We start from the raw sequence: 16,928 nt of genomic DNA on the forward strand, positions 1-16,928 counted from the left end.
CAGCTGGCGATTAAATTTGGAGATCGGCTTCCACTTGATTTAACCCGGAACACTGATGAATAAAACAAACCAGACAGAGTTCAGCTTACACTCCCTAAGCAATAGCGGTTTAAGTACCAACTTGAACCGCTATTTCTTTCAATTAAAGTATATTGTAACCTGAAAAGTAGTTGCATTGAATCCGCTTCTGCTCATACATGAGACCGTTAGATAATTTCCAATCCCTCCATAAACCGCCCTATAACCAGCGTTTCAACTCGGACATGGTTGTTTATTGTCATTATTTATATATCATAGTGTTGTAGAACGTCCAACTTTTATTAAATTATTTGACAAAAAATAGCCATGCTAGTTAAACGCCAAACCGTTATGTGCCTTTCTTTTTATTGCAATATTCAGCTCTTCTTTTTAGTTTCATTTGTAAACCATAACGAAACCAATTTAATATGCCCAGTATCACCGTAAAAAATATTCCGGATGAAATTTATGACAAGGTACGACAGCAGGCTCAGGCCCATCACCGCAGTATCAACAGTGAAATAATTGCTTGCCTGGAAAAAACCGTACAGGCACGGAGCATTTCACCGAGTGATATTCTGAATGAAGCTCGCAGGCTAAGAAAAAAAGCTAAAGGAAGCCTCTCTTCCAAGGAGATTGAAGAAGCTATCAACCAAGGGCGACCATGATTGTTGTTGATACTAACATTCTCGCTCATTTTTGGCTTCCCTCAGATTCAACAGAGCTTTGCGACTCATTATACCAGCAGGATCCTGAATGGGTAGCTCCCATTCTGTGGAGAAGTGAATTTCGAAATGTGGTTTCGCTGTATCTCAGAAAGGATTTGATTAATTTGGCAGAAGCTCTTCTTATAGTTGAAAAAGCAGAGCTTCAAATGAAAAATAATCAGTTTCAAGTAAACTCAGTTCAAGTACTTCATCATGTGAGCGAGTCAACATGCTCATCATACGACTGCGAATTTATCAGTTTGGCCGAAGATCTTGATCTCGAACTGATAACCTTGGACAAACAGTTGCTAAGTGAGTTTCCTAACTTGGCAAAATATCCTGATCAAATAATCAACACTTAAGGTCCCGGCACATAACAAGCGCTTCAACGGGGACAGGCCTCGCCCCCTCTTGCTCTCCTATCGTTTTTTAGTTAGTATTTCAGTTGTAATCAACTTCAACACGTTGGGGCCTGTCCGTTATGCGCTGGGTCGTTATAGGGCTAATGTAATATCAAAACCTTAAACATCTTGAGCATTGGGTGATGTTGAATCTTTGATATGAACTCCAATTTCTTCTTACTATACTTATTGAAGATAATATTAATGAATATGTAAGAAATAAGGACGTACTCAATTTCATCAATGATTTGCTTGTGGCTTGTGCTGGCCATAATGTCAACCGATAGACTAATAACAAAAAATGATAACCATTGACAACTATTTGGATAGCCATTATATACACCGGAGTAATTGGTTAAGAGCAACTGTTCTTGGAGCAAATGACGGTATAATCTCTATTTCAAGTCTTGCTATCGGAGTAGCAACAGCCAGTGTAACAAGAGATCCAATTTTATTAGCAACCTTGGCAGGTCTCGTTGCCGGAGCATTATCTATGGCCGCCGGAGAATATGTATCTGTTAGTTCACAAACTGACATTGAGAAAGCTGATATTGAACGGGAAAAACAAGAACTTGAAGAAATGCCCGAAGCTGAAATGAAAGTTTTGGCACAGATTTATGAAAGAAGGGGCCTTAAGAAAGAGACTTCATTACAAGTAGCAAAAGAATTAACCGAAGCAGATGCACTAGGGACGCACACTCGTGACGAATTAGGAATCAATGAAATAAGTCAAGCGAAACCAATTCAAGCAGCCTTAGCATCAGGTGCTGCATTTACAGCTGGTGGGCTTTTACCTTTAATTGTTACACTTTTTGCACCTGTTTCACAAATAGAGTTTTTTCTATACGGGTTTACTATTCTATCTCTCATTATTCTTGGTGCTGTATCAGCAAAGACTGGTGGTTCAAGTATTAGTAAAGCGGTGGCAAGAATTGTAATCTGGGGAACCATTGCAATGGGTTTATCCGCATTGGTTGGTTACATTTTTGGTGTCAATGTTTAATTTAACAAGTATTGTATGAATGCAATGCGAACTGAACTATTCTAATGAACAACTTTACTACTTTTAATCTTTGTGGTAAGCTGACAATTAATCGCACGGGGAAACGCATTACACTTATGCTTGTCTGTTAACTTCTGATTTTCTTACATAAAGCGCCCTATAACCCGCCTTTAGATTATCGCGGACACGCTCGCCAGGACTTGCCACTTTTCTGGCTTTTTAGTTCTTCGTTCATTATTTAATAAATCAACAATCATTCGCGTGCAGCTTATGCGAAATGTCGTTATGCAGCCCCCTAGCTTAGGTTCTACATCACACTATGAGTTTAATCATGCGACAAATCTATCTTATTATTCTTTTAGTCTTTCTCACTTCGGGAATCGCCCGCCTATCCTCAAGCCACAGGTGAATAAGGTGACAATGCCTCTACTGCACGACCGGTCGTCGTACCGGTCGGAGAAGGAGACGTGACTGTGGCCGAAAGTAGGACCCGCCTTCAGTTTAAATTGGGTTCCGTTTCGTACGGTGCACTGCTTGACACTGGGAAACCGGGTGATGTCTCCAACCTCAGCCAAAATGGTCCAAGCGCCTACTTTTCCCAGCCCTGGCACCGCCATGAGTCGCTCAGCAGCTTCATCAAAAGTAGCTTGCTGTTCAATTTCTTATTCGATCCGGTGGATATGCTGTTGCAGCTGGCTGAGTTGGGCAACCAGCATCCGAGCCTGCAGCTTTGCTGCCGGAGGCAGCTGTGGTTGGAGCCAGTTGCACAGCTTATCGAGATACCGCCATTGTGATTCGCTGATCTGCACGTTGTACTTGATGGCCTGGCCCCATAACGTGGACTGTATCTTACCCCGCCACTGGATTTATTGGCTAAAAGAAGTTCTCCGCTTTAATTACATTAATTGTCAATAAGGCCAAGCCGTTTAAACGCCAAACCGTTATATGGCTTGGCAATACTTCAATTAATGGAAATTGTCTTATTTGCCCTGTGGTAAAGTCGTAATTCCCCCATGCGAATGGTTTATCCAGCTGATATAATTAAAACGTCCGATTTCTTTGAAGCAATGATAATCTAAATTGAATAAAATAGTATGAGAAAACTAATTGCTGCAATCAATACGACACTTGACGGGATTTGCGACCATACAGCAGGAATTCCAGATGAAGAAATACATCAGCATTATACAGAATTATTAAGACAGGGAGACGCAATTCTGTATGGCAGGACCACGTATGAACTTATGGAGTTTTGGCGAACCCTGTTGGAAAATCCTTCCGAAGAAAAATCAATGAATGACTTTGCTAAGGCTATAGACCAAATTCCGAAAATAGTTTTCTCCCGGACGCTTAAAAATGTAGATTGGGAAAGTGCAACCATAGCAAAGGGTGATTTAAAAGGAACAGTTTTAGAACTCAAGCAACAATCAGGTAAAGACATTTTTGTTGGCAGCCCGAGTTTAATTATACAGCTAATGAAACTTAATTTGATTGATGAATACCAATTTTGTGTTCATCCTGTTGTTGCAGGAAGCGGTTTGCCATTATTTGAAAATATAAACGACAGGACTATTCTTAAACTCATAAAGACTAAAACCTTTAGTAGTGGTGCAGTAACACTTAACTATGAACCGACAAACAAAAAAACAACGAACAGCTAACATTGTATAATACATTCTCACGCAAGTCCCGCCATATAACCCATGTATGGCCTCCAAAGTCAACAGGCAATACCCCTTCTGAGCAAAAGAACTATTCCCTCACCTGGTGTTATTTTTTTCGATACCCATTCCATGGAGCTTGCTACAGGCCGTATTCAACAGCGGTTGACAGCATCGCAGGCTGCACCGCCGGTTTTTGTGAAAGACCACCTTCCCCTCTACTGTCCAGGATACAGATGCAGGTAAATCTTGCGTGTAGATCAACACTTTCGTAGTAAATTAATAAACAGAACAAAGAAAATGAATTAACATCACAAATAAGCTTGTTTTATAAACCAATTCAGCCTGGTGATGTAACGTATAGGGAATTCCTGCCTGAAATCCAGCTCCAGCCGTTTATTTATCCAAAAAATAATTTACAATTTATATTGAAACAATCGGTTTAATATTCTATATTACTTCCATCATGCCAAGACAAAAAGAGTTTGATTACGAAGAAAAATTGAAATGTGCACGAAATCTGTTCTGGGATAAGGGCTATAAAGCTACTTCCATGAATGAATTGGTGGATGCTCTGGAGATCAACCGGAGTAGTTTATACCACACCTATGGCAACAAGCATGAGCTGTTTCTGAAATCTCTTGACAGGTATATTCAAAAAAAGGAAGAAGAATACCGAAAGGCTGCAAAGAAAAGCAAGGACCCAATGAAGGCCGTAGAGAATGTTGTTCAGTCTGTGCTGAAAAGTGTATTGGAAGATGAGAAAACATGTCTTGTCGTCAATTCTACTTTTGAACTTGCACGCACTGACAAGGCTGTAAAGCAGCGGCTTACCAGGCAGACAGTGTCATCCGTAAAACTGTTTCAGGAATTACTGGAAATGGCAAAGGAAAATGGTGAACTCAAAACAGACAGGGAGTCCGGGGTATTGGCACACTTTATCGTGATGAATATAACCTCAATCTGGGCGACGCATATCTTATTTGGTGACGAACAATTAACGACTCAAATGACTGATTTTTTACTGGAAACCATAAAAGGATAATTTTTTTGCCCATTTTGAAACGATCGGTTTAAAACAAAAATATAACTGTATTTAACCCCATAAACCTTAAAATAGAAAATGAGCAAACTAAAAAATAAGGTAGCCATTGTTACAGGTGCTTCGAAAGGAATAGGAGCTTCTATTGCCAAACTCTTGCTTCCGAGGATTCAGCGTGGATTACGGGAGATAAAATATCTGTATCAGGCGGTATTTATGGTCTGTAAAAATGTAAACTCATTAAACAGCCCTGCCAAAAGGTAGCTTGGTAACTAAAGAAAACATATCAATTCAATTTTTTTCAAAACAAACAATAAGTTAACTAAATAAATAATGAAACAAATAAACAACGGAACCTTACAGAAGCCGATCGGGTCAGGATTTGGCGCAACATCAACGGCAGGTGATGTCATTAAAGGAATAGATCTTACAGGAAAAACAGCAATCGTCACAGGCGGTTACTCAGGCATTGGTTTAGAAACCACTAAAACACTTGCGGCAGCAGGAGCCACCGTCATTGTGCCTGCAAGACCCATTGAAAAGGCAAAGGCGCAGGAAAATTTGGCGGGAATTGCAAACATTGAGCTGGAAGAAATTGACTTAATGGACTACGTTTCTGTGAATAGATTTGCAGAACGGTTTTTAGCCTCAGGCAGACCGTTGCATTTACTTGTCAATAATGCAGGAATTATGTTTGTTCCGTTACGCAGAGATAGTCGCGGAATAGAATCGCAATTGGTAACTAACTATTTGGCACCCTTTCAACTTACGGCAAAATTATGGGGTGCCCTGAAAAAAGCCAATGGGGCGAGAGTAGTTAATGTATCTTCCCAGGGACACCAGTTTGCACCATTGGATTTTGATGATCCGAATTTTGAAAACCGTGAATATGAGACGTTATCGGGTTATGGGCAATCAAAAACTGCTGTCAATCTGTTTACACTTGAGTTGGATAATCGTGCTAAAGCATTTGGTGTAAGAGCCTATTCCGTACACCCAGGCAATACTGCAGGAACAGATTTGGCAAAAGAGGCTTCTGTGGAATTGCTCCAACAAATTGGCTTATTAGACGATGAAGGCAATATGATACCAGAAGTTGCTGCATCATTAAAAACCATTCCACAAGGTGCGGCAACAACAATTTGGTGTGCCACAAGCCCGTTGCTAAACGACATTGGCGGCGTGTATTGTGAAGATGCAGATATTGCTGAATTAGCTTCAGGAGAGGGAGTATCAGCAGGTGTAAAACCCTATTCGTTAGATGAAGCCAGTGCCAAACGCTTGTGGAAATTAAGCGAAGAAATGACCGGCGTTACATTTCACCCTTAACTGATAGATGGATTCATTTTGAAGACGAACTCACCATACAAAGAAGGCTTGCCCATGAACGTGATCGGTATCATTGGTGCAGGTGAGGTGGGCAGCCAGATTGCTCGTGCAGCAATTGCAAACGGGTACGAGGTTGTTATAGCCAATTCACGGGCCCCAGAGACGTTAAAGGGCCTCATTGAGGAGCTCGGTCCTTCAGCACGCGCCGCTACGGCGGCCGGGGCTGCAGAGGCTGGTGATTTTGTTGTCATTGCCGTTCCCCTCAAGCTGGATAATGACATGCCTGTGGAACAGCTCGCGGGCAAGATCGTGCTGGATACAAATAATTATATGCCCTGGCGGGATGGCCATTTCCCCATGATTGATTCGGGTGAAAAGACCGTTCATGAGCTCCGCCAGGAGCAACTTCCTGATTCGAAGGTAGCGAAGGCCTTCACCCACATCCAGGCTCCCCGGTTCTTTATTTCAGGTAGCCCGGCCGGCACCCCCGACCGCCATGCACTGTCGGTCTCAAGCGACTTTCCGAAAGCCGTTGAGCTCGTGTCCCGGTTATATGATCAGTTTGGGTTTGATACTGTCGACAACAGCCCGCTCAGCGAATCATGGCGCAGCGGCCCCGGTCAGCCGGCTTGGATGGCGCACAAGCACCAGACCCGAACCCAACTGATGGCTAATCTTGCCAAGGCACGGCGGCGAACCATCCGGGTGTGAGTATAGCATCAATTTTAATAACAAGAATTTAAAAATTTTGCCTATATCAATTATAACTTACTTGTTACTATGGAAGAGTTTATAGAATATGTTTTACAATTTGGTGATTTGAATCAGCAGCAAATAGATTTAATCACCAGGAAGGGCACTGAGTTAGACCTTCCCAAGGGCGATTATTTTTCGGAAGCGGGAAAAGTTCCAAGGCAAGTGGGTTTTATTGTTGAAGGTGTGTTTCGGATCTGCTATTACAATAACAAAGGCGAAGAAATTACCCGCCATTTTCTCGATGAAAACAATTTAATGGTGGATTATCTTAATTTTAAGGCAAATACCGCGGCTTCCGAATATCTGCAAGCCGTTACCGATTGCAGGCTCATTGTTTTTTCCAAGTCCAATTGGGAAGAAATTTCAGATACCATTGTTGGCTTCGATCAAATCATGGATAAAATGTTTCAAAAGTGCTTGATTCAAAAACTGAGAAAAAGCCCGGAAATTTCACAGGATGCTACCACACGCTATCTGGAATTTATGGAAACCTATCCCTCGCTTACTAATCGTATCCCATTAGCTTTTATCGCGTCCTACTTGGGAGTTACGCAACAATCATTGAGTAGGATAAGAAAAAATATCCGATAGCGTACTTTTTACCATATGGTAACTGATTTCATTTGAGCATTTAGTACGTTTGCTGTGTCATCAAATGTTAATGAAAAGAATGAATAGCAATGAAATCAGTATTAATAACAGGAGCAAACAGAGGTATTGGCCTGGAAACAGCAAAACAACTTTCCCAAAAAGGATTGTTTGTTTATTTGGGTAGTCGCGATCTTCAAAAAGGAAAGGCTGCCGTAAAAGAATTGAATGACAAGGGCTTTCAAAATGTCAAGGCTGTTAACATAGATGTAACCAAGCCTGAAACTATTATTTCTGCCAAAAACACCATTGAAAAAGAACAAGCACAGTTAGATGTTCTGATAAACAATGCCGGTATCAGCGGAACGGTACCGCAACATGCGCTCGAAACAAGTATTGATAATTTCGAAGACGTATTTGAGGTCAATTTATATGGGGTTGTAAGGGTCACACAGACGTTTATTGATTTATTGAAAAAATCACCAGAGCCAAGAATTGTAAACGTAACTTCCAGTGTAGGTTCCCTTACGCTTCAAAGCGACCCCAACTGGCAAGCATATGACGATGCAAAATTAGCGGTTTATGCTTCGTCCAAATCGGCCCTGAATATGTACACGGTTCATTTGGCTTACGAGCTGCAGGATACGGCTTTCAGAATAAATGCCGTTTGCCCCGGTTATACCAAAACCGCTTTCACGAATTATAACGGAGGCGAGGTTGAAGTGGCCGGCAAACGCATTATAAAATATGCCTTGATTGACCAAAACGGACCTACGGGCAAATTCTTCAGTGAAGAATACAATGAAACAGGGGAATGTCCCTGGTAGAAAAAGCATATAACAACGAATAATAGAGGTTTAGATACGAACCTAAATCGCTATTATATTTTAACGACGGAATTATTAAATTAAATGGAACGTCCTATCGATATATTTACGGAAGGACATTTTAGAATTATCGGTTGTTTTACAGGCCACAGAAGAAGCCGAACAACTGATGGATGCCAATGAATTTGAGGTAAATCCAACACCAGTTCTGAGTCTTGTTTCTGATTCATCCTGTTCGGCCTACGATTGTGAATTTGTGGCATTGGCAGATGATTTAAATGTCCGGCTGGTCACATTTAAAAAAAATATCCGTGAATTTCCTAAAATAGCTATTAGCCCAGAAGAATTTGTCACATAAATCTAACAAAAGCGGTATAATCCGCCTTTAGATTACTCCTAAGATAAAAACAAAATATGTTAGTGGTATAATCCGCTATTGGACCCGCCGGTGCGGGATAGATAACCCGCTATCTTTCGAGCTATCATGCTTATAAGTCCCCGGCAGGTTTCCAGACCAGAAGGCACTAATTAGAATGTAAGCCTCAAGAACTTATAAAGGTAATAGTGGCTGGTCCTATCCAGTGAGCGGGAAACCTTCACTAATTAAAATAGGGGAAAATTTCATGGAAGCCTGCATAGTACTTTTGAATTACCAAACTATTCAGTCAGTGCAAATTTTCAGCATTATAGAATAAAACCGATCATATGAGTTGTCACGAAAAAATAAATTATGTAGAATTTCCTTCTGGTGATTTATTGGCTACAAAGAAATTCTTCAAGGAGGTCTTTGAGTGGTCATTTGAAGACTATGGGCCAGAATATACTTCCTTTTCAAATTCCGGATTAGACGGTGGTTTTTTTAAATCTTCAAAACATGCAACCACAGAGAATGGCTCCGCCTTAATTGTATTATACAGTAACGATCTGGAAGCTACACAAACTAAAATCCAACAAGCTGGTGGTAAAATTACAAAGTCAATCTTTTCGTTTCCTGGGGGCCGTAGATTTCATTTTACAGAACCAGGTGGTAATGAACTATCGGTCTGGTCAGATCAGTAACAGCTAACCCGCGCAGTTATACGAATAGGCAGAATTATCCAACAACCCCTTTTATGTGTCTGGAAATCTCCCCATGGAATTCTAACAAACTGCATACACCATATGATGAAAAAAGGAATATATATCCACATTTTTTCCTTAAGCATACTTGTCCTTTGTTTAGCAGGCTGCCAAGTTAAATCTGAAAAATCAAGTACAACCCCAGCCTTGATTTCATTTGGGGTTATTGCTGACGCTCAATATGCAGATCTTCCTGTACATGGAAATCGTCATTACAGGAGTTCACTGGATAATATGGAAAAAGCGGCGAAACAACTGAATACCTATACTTTGGATTTTGTGGTTCATTTGGGAGATATGATTGAAAGGGATTTTAATAGTTTCGACGATATAATTCCCATTTATAATAAAATCGAGACACAGAAATATGTCGTATTGGGGAACCATGAATTTGCAGTAGCTTCGGAAAAAAAGAATGACGTACCCACGAAATTGGGCTTGGATAAGCGTTATTTTTCGATTTTACAAAAAGGTTGGAAATTTATATTTCTGGACGGACAAGATCTGAGTGTAATGGCTCATCCTCCGGGTTCTGCTAAATATAAAGCATCCCAGGCTATGCTGGATTCTTTAAAAAAAACTGGTCAGGATAATGCCCAATCATGGAATGGGGGATTAAGCTCAAAACAATTAGCATGGTTGAGAAAGCAATTAGATGAAGCCCAAAAAAATGATTACAAAGTGACGGTTTTCAATCACTTTCCCGTTTATCCAGTGGAATCTACTCACAACTTATGGAATGACAGAGAAGTCGTAAATTTATTGGAGCAATATGAGGTAGTCAAAATCTACATGAATGGACATAATCATTCGGGGGGCGATGCCATCCATAATGGCATCTACTACCTCAACTTGAAAGGAATGGTAGAAAATCCTGATGCCAGTACCTTTGCTATCTGTCATATATTTGAAAATTATCTCCTTATAGATGGTAAGGGAAATGAATATGACCGGGTTATACCTATCGAGGATGTAGCAGATTGGTCAAGCTATAGATAATAACAATAATTGGAAATAGCCTACACGATTGAAGGTAAAATTGAATTCAGTCAATTCACGGAAAACTTGATAGGTTCTATTTCGGAAACAGCTGCCTGGTTTTTCGAACCCGGTGCCCAAACTATGGGTGGACTTGGATTTACTGCAGCCGGGACAACATCTAAAACCACCGTAGAACTGCAGCCGGGACAATGCATCGTTGAGTGTTATGTGAAAAACGAAGAGGAGGTATTCCATTCCATAACAGAGGAAAGTGATTCCGGAAGCTAAAGTCAGAGTATTTATAGGGTTATATCTGTGCAATTTTGGAGTCAATGAAGAGGCTTTAGAAACTCCTCCAATTCGCTATACCAGGTGTGGTACCTACCTCTCCTTCAAGCGGACGCGCCTCGCCCTTCCCTGCCGATTTTGGACTGGCCAATTTCCGTAGTACATTTTATATTTATATCAACGGGTGGCTCCCGCCCGTTATGCGCCTGATCCTTCTATCCATTTTACCAATTCAAATTGACACAAAACATGAAAAAAAGTGCTCAACAAATAAATGATCTAATCAATAGGGACTCTTCTGTTTATTCAGCTACCTTTATTTTTCGAGTGAAGAACCATGATTTAGAGTTTGAGCGCTTGAATGATATCATAGACCAGGTTGCCAACTCTAATGCGGGTTTTTTAGGTAAAGAGGGATGGTCGAATAACGAGGAAAACAAAAAATCGGTCGTTTACTATTGGGATAGCATAGATGCGTTAAAAACATTTTCGAATCACCCCGATCATCAGAAAGCGAAAAAAAATTACAAAAAGTGGTATAACGGCTATGAAGTTATTATTTCAAAAGTATTGACATTTAAGTCAGATAATGGTCTTTAACGCCGTGCCTTTAAATCGTTTTATCTTCACAACCCTTTGAGCCTGCGATTCTTTGCTTCAGCATGTTGTTGAATAATTTTCAGTTGATGGCATAAACCAGTCAAGGATTAACCTGCCAAAACCAACGGTTAATACCGTTCCAATGCCAGTTGTTCCATTAGGAGTCTGTAAACACCAGAAGTACGAGATAAATGTCAATCTGCCAGCTGGCGGACCCACCCAGCTGTTCGTTTCATTCATTTCAATAAATCCTTAGTTCAAACCTATTGCTGACGACCAACTTCGTTGATGACACTCGGACTTACCATACCTGCCCTATCTACTTCCTTAAAACTCCGTAGATCGGGAAAGCTTTGGATTGCATGCCTTATGGGGCTTATTCTCCATATTATTAGCTTAAAGATCTATTTCTACGCAGATCACAGATCATGAGGTCCTCCTTGGGTAGTTAGGATTGATTATAGTTAATCTCGGTGAGGCCCTTCTTTTTACATCACTTTAGTACCATAAGAAGACTACTGAGAAAATTAATTTGCATTTTTTGCGTTTTTATTTCTACATTTGTAGAAACAGTTCTAACAATGTAGAATAATATGAAACTATCGCAATCAGAAGAACAGTTGATGCAGTATCTCTGGGAACTTGAGAAAGCATTTTTAAGTGACTTGATTGAAAAATATCCCGATCCCAAACCAGCCAGCAGTACGGTTGCAACACTGCTGAAAAGAATGAAGGATAAAGGCTATATCGACTATGAGCAGATGGGACGTTCACGGAGATACTATCCGCTGGTAAAAAAGTCAGACTACTTTTCGAAGCACATAAATAGTCTGATTAAGAAATACTTTAATGATTCTCCCTCGACCTTTGCTTCTTTTTTCACGAAGGAAACTAACTTATCTGATGAAGAACTGGAAGAGCTTCAGGACATTATCAACAACGAACTTAAAAAGAGAGACCAATGATTCCTTACCTGATATACTCAACAGTATGCATGGGATTAGTCCTCCTGTTTTATCATGCTGTTCTTGCCCGGGAAAAAATATATCAGATCAATCGCTGGTATCTGCTTGGCGCCCTGCTATTTTCATTGACCGTACCATTGATGCCCTTTGGAATATTTGACTCTTTATTAACCTTAAGTAGCAATACTGAAATATCACAAATACTTTCAGGTGAGATTGAGAACACCAATGCTGAGTCTGTTTATCAGGTGTCGGATAATCCTACAGAAAAAGATTCTGTGAGCCACACCTCATACTTTGAATGGATTACCCCATTCCTTCTTTGGGTTTACGGTATTGTGACGCTGATCCTGTCTTTTCGAATGATTCGACATTTGTATCGTATGCAGCTTAAGTCAATGAAGAACCCAGCTACCTCTTTTAAAGACCACAAAGTGGTTTTGGTAGCTAAGGAAGTAGTCCCCCACACATTCTGGAAAACCATATTTGTAAATAAAAAGCAGTACGAAAATAAAGAAATCAGCGAAGAGGTAATGATTCACGAACTCATCCATGCCGAGCAAAATCATTCTTTAGATATTATCATCGTAGAGATTTTGAAAACCATCTGTTGGTTTAACCCGGTCCTGTACTTTTATAAAAAAGCGATCCAGGTCAATCACGAATATATTGCAGACGATAAGGTCTTGTCTAATGGTGCGGATATTGCAGACTACCAAACATTGTTACTAAAAATGCGAACTGCTAAATCAGCCCACTATCTTAGCACCAGTCTAAATTTTAATATCACAAAGAAGAGGTTCCAGATGATGACTCTTAACCATTCAACAGCCCGTTCTTCCTTAAAACTAGCATTGATTATACCGTTCTTTGTTCTTCTTGGCATCACCTTTGGTTGTGAACCAGCCAGTATGGAATCGGATAATCAAGTTGAAGATATAGTAAGTCTGGAAATAGTAGACGCTGAGACCATAAAACTGAATGGCGAAACAGTTTCGGCTTCTCAATTTGAATCTGTTTTTGCTGACCTGGCGATGGATCCGGAGCAGACAATTATTGATTTTAAAGTGCATAAGAATGCTACAATGGGTTTAGTTACGGACGTACAAAAAGTTCTTCGGGAAAAGGGTACCCTGAAAATCAATTATTCCACGGTGCAATCGAATGATGGTCAGTCTAAAAGGACTTGGAGGTCCAAATCAGGCAGTTGAAATGTGCTGAGTATACTCATGAATGAAGCGGGACATTTGTTAATTAATAAAGAACCCGCCACGCTTTCTTCAGTTGATAGATTAACAAAAAAATTCTTATCTAACAACGAAGAATCTGCTAATATAACAGAAAGTCCGGGAGAGGCTATCATAACAATAAAAACTGCTAAAAAGACACCTCGCGACACGTATATCAGTGTCATTGATAAAATTATGGGGGTCTATGAGGAAGTGAGGAATCAAGCTTCAATGGAATTATTCGACAAACCTTATAAAGCGCTTGAAGAAGGAAGTGAAGAGAGAAAAATAACCGAGATATGAACACGAAGTTTTTAATGGTGGCAAGCGCCATCGCACCATCTTCATCAATTTGTTCCAGGTATGTTTGAGCAAGATTATATAATGAGGCAAATAAAACAATTTATTCAAGCCTTGGAAGAAGTATTGTTTAAAAAAAAAAGAAGGGGAACAACAAGAAGCTCAAGATATTATCGAATCTTCTCTTAAAGAGTTACTTGGTGAACCAAATGATCATTTTCAACAACTTTCACTTGATGAAACCATTTCCGCATTGGAACATGATGGAATCTTCAACGCGGCCTCGCCGTTGGTTAATCTTATAATGAATACACAAAAGATGAATAGTGAAAGTGGTTTTATTCAGCTTATCAACGCCATTACCAGTCTTCCTTCTGAGCAGGAAGACAGCTTCAGAGCTCTTCTCTCAGTAGAGAAGATTAAAAAAGGAAATCATTTTGTCAGAGCAGGAAGAATGTCCAGAACAATTGCCTTTGTAAAAAAAGGATTGTTCAGATATTTCTATACCAGTGAAGATGGAGTTGAGTTCACCAAGGGTTTTTTTAATGCCCAATCAGTACTTAGTGCCTATGATGCCATCCTTGAAAACAGTCCGGCCCATTACACCATCGAGGCGCTTGAGGATTCTATTATCGAGACGGTAGATTACAATAAATTTCATCAGTTATTATCAGAAGCACCCTGCTGGAATGAGTTTCTTGTCGCTTTACTGCAGAAGGGATACCTGGCCAAGGTACGGCGGGAACGTGAATTTTTATTGCTGGATGCCGAACAGCGATACCGTGCTTTTTTGGAGCGATATCCTGGTCTTGAAAAGAGGATTAAACAGCATGTCATTGCCTCCTATATCGGAATCACTCCCGAATCCCTAAGCAGAATCCGTAAAAAAATTGGACCTCTTAACATAGATCAATGATCTCTTAGCGAAGGATGCATACGTTGTATCAGAATTTCAAACTGATACAACGATTATGCAACTTCATAATAATACCATTCTTATCACCGGAGGAAGTTCCGGCATTGGCTTAGAGCTGGCCAGGCAACTTCTTAGGCAAAATAACAACGTCCTGGTTTGTGGTCGGACACTCGAAAAGCTACGCCAAGCTCACCAGGAATTGCCCAGCCTGCATTACCTGCAGTGTGATGTATCAAAGTCGTCTGATTGTGATCAACTACGCAGCTGGGTTCAAGAAAACCATCCGGATTGTAATATTTTGATCAACAATGCTGCCATTGTTCATGTCGAAAACTTTTTCCAGGATGAGGACATTCTCGAAAAGGCCGAGGCGGAAATCCAAACTAACCTGATGGGCCCGATCAGGCTGGCAAAGCTTTTCGATCCTATTCTGAGCCATCATGAAAATTCCGCCATCTTTAACATCACAACCGGACTGGTTTACGTACCGCGTGCTATCTATCCATTCTATAATGCTACGAAGTCCGCCTTGCATTCCTTTACCCAGGTGATGAGATCCCAGTCCGAAAATAGATCTGTGAGTATTATTGAGGTTCTGTTTCCGGCGGTTGATACCCCCTGGCATAAGGGAAATCCTCCCGACATTGCGATTTCGGCAGAGGAAGCTGTAACAAAAATGATAAAGGGAATAGAGAAAGGAGATAAGGAGATACACGTAGGCAAAGCCAAATTGTTATATATGCTTTCCCGTATTGCGCCGAAATTCGCCTTTCAAAAACTAAATAGCTTATAACCCATGAACCAGGAGAACATTCAAAACGACAATGCCAACGCAACACGCAGCGCCTTCTGGGCCAGCCTGATATTCTACGGGCTTATAGCCTTCGAGTTCTTTTACATGTTCAGTCCCTTCGCAGCCTATGTTTATAGTATCTATGGACCGGGATTGCAGGTGCTCAACCTTTCGGAATCTACAAGCTGGCTTATCCGTTTTTTTATGCCTCATATTGCCCGTGAAACGCAATCGTTATTTATCACCCGGCATGAGGTGATCGGGATGGTATTCTTTGTGGGCGGATTTATCGCGTTTCTGGTAGGCGCGGCACAAATTTACTGGAACAAGCTAAAAAAGAAAGGAGGCGTATTTGGCGGTATTTATCGTCAAATTCGCCATCCACAATACCTTGCACTAATGATTTCCAGTTTTGGGATAGTATTAGTCTGGCCCCGATATCTGGTATTATTTGGATTTGTGACCGTTTGCTTCGCCTACTTTTTTCTGGCCCGGATGGAAGAACGGGAATGCGAGCGAAAGTTTACGGACTATGATGAGTATTGTTCAAACACAGGGATGTTTCTCTTGCCCGGCATCGAAAATATATTTAACCGGTTTACATGGCCCGAAAAGAAAATGGGTAAAATATTGAGTGTGATTGGTCTTTATATAGTTATCATGCTGATGGGTTTTGCGGTGGCAAGGGGCATACATAGCTATGCGATTAATAGTCTTTATACCTACACCACACAGCAAGAAGTGTATCTTTCGCTCGGGCAGATAACTCAGGAAGAAATTGCTGACATGGTCACTACGGTGAAATCAGATTCGGTAGTTGCAGCATCCTTAAATAAATACTGGAATACTAATAATCGGTTTATTAACTATATGATGCCCGCTTCCCTTTTCGTATCAGAAGTACCGATGCATATTCCGGAGGGTAAGGTGCCCACCCATGAGCGGCCAGGCGATAAAGACCAAAGTCACTTTAAAGTTATTTTTTCTTTGGCTCAATTTGGTCCGGACGGACCCGTTGACGGACAATATATATTGTATCATGCAGTAAATAAAACACCTGTGTTAGAAGTCTGGATAAACCGGGATACCCAAAGCGTTGAAAAAATATTCAATCCTCCAATGGATAAGTATTATGAAGGGATGCCTGTTCCGGTTTTTTAATTACGTATTTATTTTGTTGAGTTTTATTGAATGACCACAGATCGTATAACCCCTAACCCCTTTAGAAAGGGATGAAAAGAAGACAGCCCTCACCCAGTTATTTGTTTATTCATTACCTTGTAATTATAATTTTGTTTTGCCAGAAAAAGTCACTCTCGGAGCTTGAATTAAGATGAAAATGAAGAAAAGGCAGAGTCTTTTTTGGACACATGAGGTAGAATAAGCGTGTTGGGCCTTCCCGCCG

At 40.6% G+C, this 16,928-nt stretch carries 23 protein-coding genes and 1 pseudogene; 22 read left to right on the forward strand and 2 right to left on the reverse strand.

Translation table 11 applies throughout. The annotated features are described in order from the left end of the window. Positions 1-446 precede the first annotated feature (446 nt). The 3 genes from BUB16_RS13645 to BUB16_RS13655 all read left to right on the forward strand — a co-directional run bounded on the left by BUB16_RS13645 (position 447) and on the right by BUB16_RS13655 (position 2,129). Positions 447-686 carry a FitA-like ribbon-helix-helix domain-containing protein gene (locus tag BUB16_RS13645; protein WP_073065437.1) on the forward strand — a complete coding sequence of 80 codons (240 nt, stop codon included), beginning with the start codon at positions 447-449 and terminating at the stop codon, positions 684-686. Then, on the forward strand, positions 683-1,087 hold the full coding sequence (locus BUB16_RS13650) for a type II toxin-antitoxin system VapC family toxin (protein WP_073065440.1): 405 nt from the start codon (positions 683-685) through the stop codon (positions 1,085-1,087). The genes BUB16_RS13645 and BUB16_RS13650 overlap by 4 nt, the downstream gene beginning before the upstream one ends. Positions 1,088-1,427: 340 nt before the next feature. Continuing rightward, a complete protein-coding gene (locus tag BUB16_RS13655; RefSeq protein WP_073065443.1) occupies positions 1,428-2,129 on the forward strand; it encodes a VIT1/CCC1 transporter family protein in 702 nt (233 codons plus the stop codon). Between the two features lie 368 nt (positions 2,130-2,497). Here the strand turns inward: BUB16_RS13655 and BUB16_RS22235 are convergent, their stop codons facing one another. Both BUB16_RS22235 and BUB16_RS22240 read right to left on the reverse strand, forming a co-directional pair. Next, complete coding sequence (locus tag BUB16_RS22235; RefSeq protein ID WP_073065446.1) at positions 2,498-2,746, reverse strand: transposase; 249 nt, start codon at positions 2,744-2,746, stop codon at positions 2,498-2,500. A 45-nt stretch (positions 2,747-2,791) separates the two neighbouring features. After that, positions 2,792-2,938 carry a hypothetical protein gene (locus BUB16_RS22240; protein ID WP_170864396.1) on the reverse strand — a complete coding sequence of 49 codons (147 nt, stop codon included), beginning with the start codon at positions 2,936-2,938 and terminating at the stop codon, positions 2,792-2,794. A gap of 285 nt (positions 2,939-3,223) precedes the next feature. On the opposite strand from BUB16_RS22240, the gene BUB16_RS13665 reads away from it, so the two are divergent. From BUB16_RS13665 to BUB16_RS13745, 19 genes and pseudogenes are all read left to right on the forward strand, one after another. Then, entirely contained in the window at positions 3,224-3,790 is a 567-nt protein-coding gene (locus BUB16_RS13665; protein WP_073065449.1) for a dihydrofolate reductase family protein, read from the forward strand. A gap of 466 nt (positions 3,791-4,256) precedes the next feature. Then, positions 4,257-4,835: a TetR/AcrR family transcriptional regulator gene (locus BUB16_RS13670; RefSeq protein ID WP_073065452.1), complete on the forward strand. Its 579-nt coding sequence runs from the start codon at positions 4,257-4,259 to the stop codon at positions 4,833-4,835. Positions 4,836-4,913: 78 nt separating this feature from the next. Beyond that, positions 4,914-4,991: pseudogene (locus BUB16_RS22245) on the forward strand (oxidoreductase); the annotation flags it as partial. A 174-nt stretch (positions 4,992-5,165) separates the two neighbouring features. Continuing rightward, positions 5,166-6,161: an SDR family NAD(P)-dependent oxidoreductase gene (locus BUB16_RS13675; RefSeq protein WP_073065454.1), complete on the forward strand. Its 996-nt coding sequence runs from the start codon at positions 5,166-5,168 to the stop codon at positions 6,159-6,161. 54 nt (positions 6,162-6,215) lie between these two features. Further along, on the forward strand, positions 6,216-6,872 hold the full coding sequence (locus BUB16_RS13680) for an NADPH-dependent F420 reductase (RefSeq protein WP_073065457.1): 657 nt from the start codon (positions 6,216-6,218) through the stop codon (positions 6,870-6,872). 69 nt (positions 6,873-6,941) lie between these two features. Continuing rightward, a complete protein-coding gene (locus BUB16_RS13685) occupies positions 6,942-7,508 on the forward strand; it encodes a Crp/Fnr family transcriptional regulator (RefSeq protein WP_073065459.1) in 567 nt (188 codons plus the stop codon). 89 nt (positions 7,509-7,597) lie between these two features. After that, positions 7,598-8,332, forward strand: coding sequence for an SDR family oxidoreductase (locus tag BUB16_RS13690; protein WP_073065462.1), 735 nt, complete (start codon positions 7,598-7,600; stop codon positions 8,330-8,332). Positions 8,333-8,501: 169 nt separating this feature from the next. Then, complete coding sequence (locus BUB16_RS13695) at positions 8,502-8,690, forward strand: PIN domain-containing protein (protein WP_073065465.1); 189 nt, start codon at positions 8,502-8,504, stop codon at positions 8,688-8,690. A 347-nt stretch (positions 8,691-9,037) separates the two neighbouring features. Next, positions 9,038-9,391 (forward strand): VOC family protein, encoded by a 354-nt coding sequence (locus BUB16_RS13700; protein ID WP_073065468.1) that lies wholly within the window; start codon positions 9,038-9,040, stop codon positions 9,389-9,391. 102 nt (positions 9,392-9,493) lie between these two features. Then, entirely contained in the window at positions 9,494-10,450 is a 957-nt protein-coding gene (locus tag BUB16_RS13705; RefSeq protein ID WP_084088292.1) for a metallophosphoesterase, read from the forward strand. Between the two features lie 9 nt (positions 10,451-10,459). Beyond that, complete coding sequence (locus tag BUB16_RS21575; RefSeq protein ID WP_073065471.1) at positions 10,460-10,720, forward strand: hypothetical protein; 261 nt, start codon at positions 10,460-10,462, stop codon at positions 10,718-10,720. Positions 10,721-10,969: 249 nt separating this feature from the next. Continuing rightward, positions 10,970-11,320 carry an antibiotic biosynthesis monooxygenase family protein gene (locus tag BUB16_RS13715; protein WP_073065474.1) on the forward strand — a complete coding sequence of 117 codons (351 nt, stop codon included), beginning with the start codon at positions 10,970-10,972 and terminating at the stop codon, positions 11,318-11,320. 593 nt (positions 11,321-11,913) lie between these two features. Beyond that, entirely contained in the window at positions 11,914-12,285 is a 372-nt protein-coding gene (locus BUB16_RS13720; protein WP_073065477.1) for a BlaI/MecI/CopY family transcriptional regulator, read from the forward strand. Then, the gene (locus tag BUB16_RS13725) at positions 12,282-13,496 is read left to right on the forward strand and encodes a M56 family metallopeptidase (RefSeq protein ID WP_073065480.1); all 1,215 of its coding nucleotides are present in this window, start codon (positions 12,282-12,284) and stop codon (positions 13,494-13,496) included. Before BUB16_RS13720 ends, BUB16_RS13725 begins: the two co-directional genes overlap by 4 nt. A gap of 18 nt (positions 13,497-13,514) precedes the next feature. Beyond that, a complete protein-coding gene (locus BUB16_RS13730; RefSeq protein ID WP_073065482.1) occupies positions 13,515-13,817 on the forward strand; it encodes a hypothetical protein in 303 nt (100 codons plus the stop codon). A gap of 60 nt (positions 13,818-13,877) precedes the next feature. After that, positions 13,878-14,003, forward strand: coding sequence for a DUF6483 family protein (locus tag BUB16_RS22250; RefSeq protein WP_350354140.1), 126 nt, complete (start codon positions 13,878-13,880; stop codon positions 14,001-14,003). Positions 14,004-14,118: 115 nt separating this feature from the next. Next, a complete protein-coding gene (locus BUB16_RS13735; RefSeq protein ID WP_170864397.1) occupies positions 14,119-14,730 on the forward strand; it encodes a Crp/Fnr family transcriptional regulator in 612 nt (203 codons plus the stop codon). 55 nt (positions 14,731-14,785) lie between these two features. Then, positions 14,786-15,523 carry an SDR family oxidoreductase gene (locus BUB16_RS13740; protein ID WP_073065485.1) on the forward strand — a complete coding sequence of 246 codons (738 nt, stop codon included), beginning with the start codon at positions 14,786-14,788 and terminating at the stop codon, positions 15,521-15,523. Positions 15,524-15,526: 3 nt separating this feature from the next. Continuing rightward, the gene (locus BUB16_RS13745) at positions 15,527-16,684 is read left to right on the forward strand and encodes a methyltransferase family protein (RefSeq protein WP_073065489.1); all 1,158 of its coding nucleotides are present in this window, start codon (positions 15,527-15,529) and stop codon (positions 16,682-16,684) included. Positions 16,685-16,928: the final 244 nt, after the last annotated feature.

Origin of the sequence: Fodinibius roseus (assembly GCF_900129315.1) — a bacterium.
Lineage (GTDB): Bacteria > Bacteroidota > Rhodothermia > Balneolales > Balneolaceae > Fodinibius > Fodinibius roseus.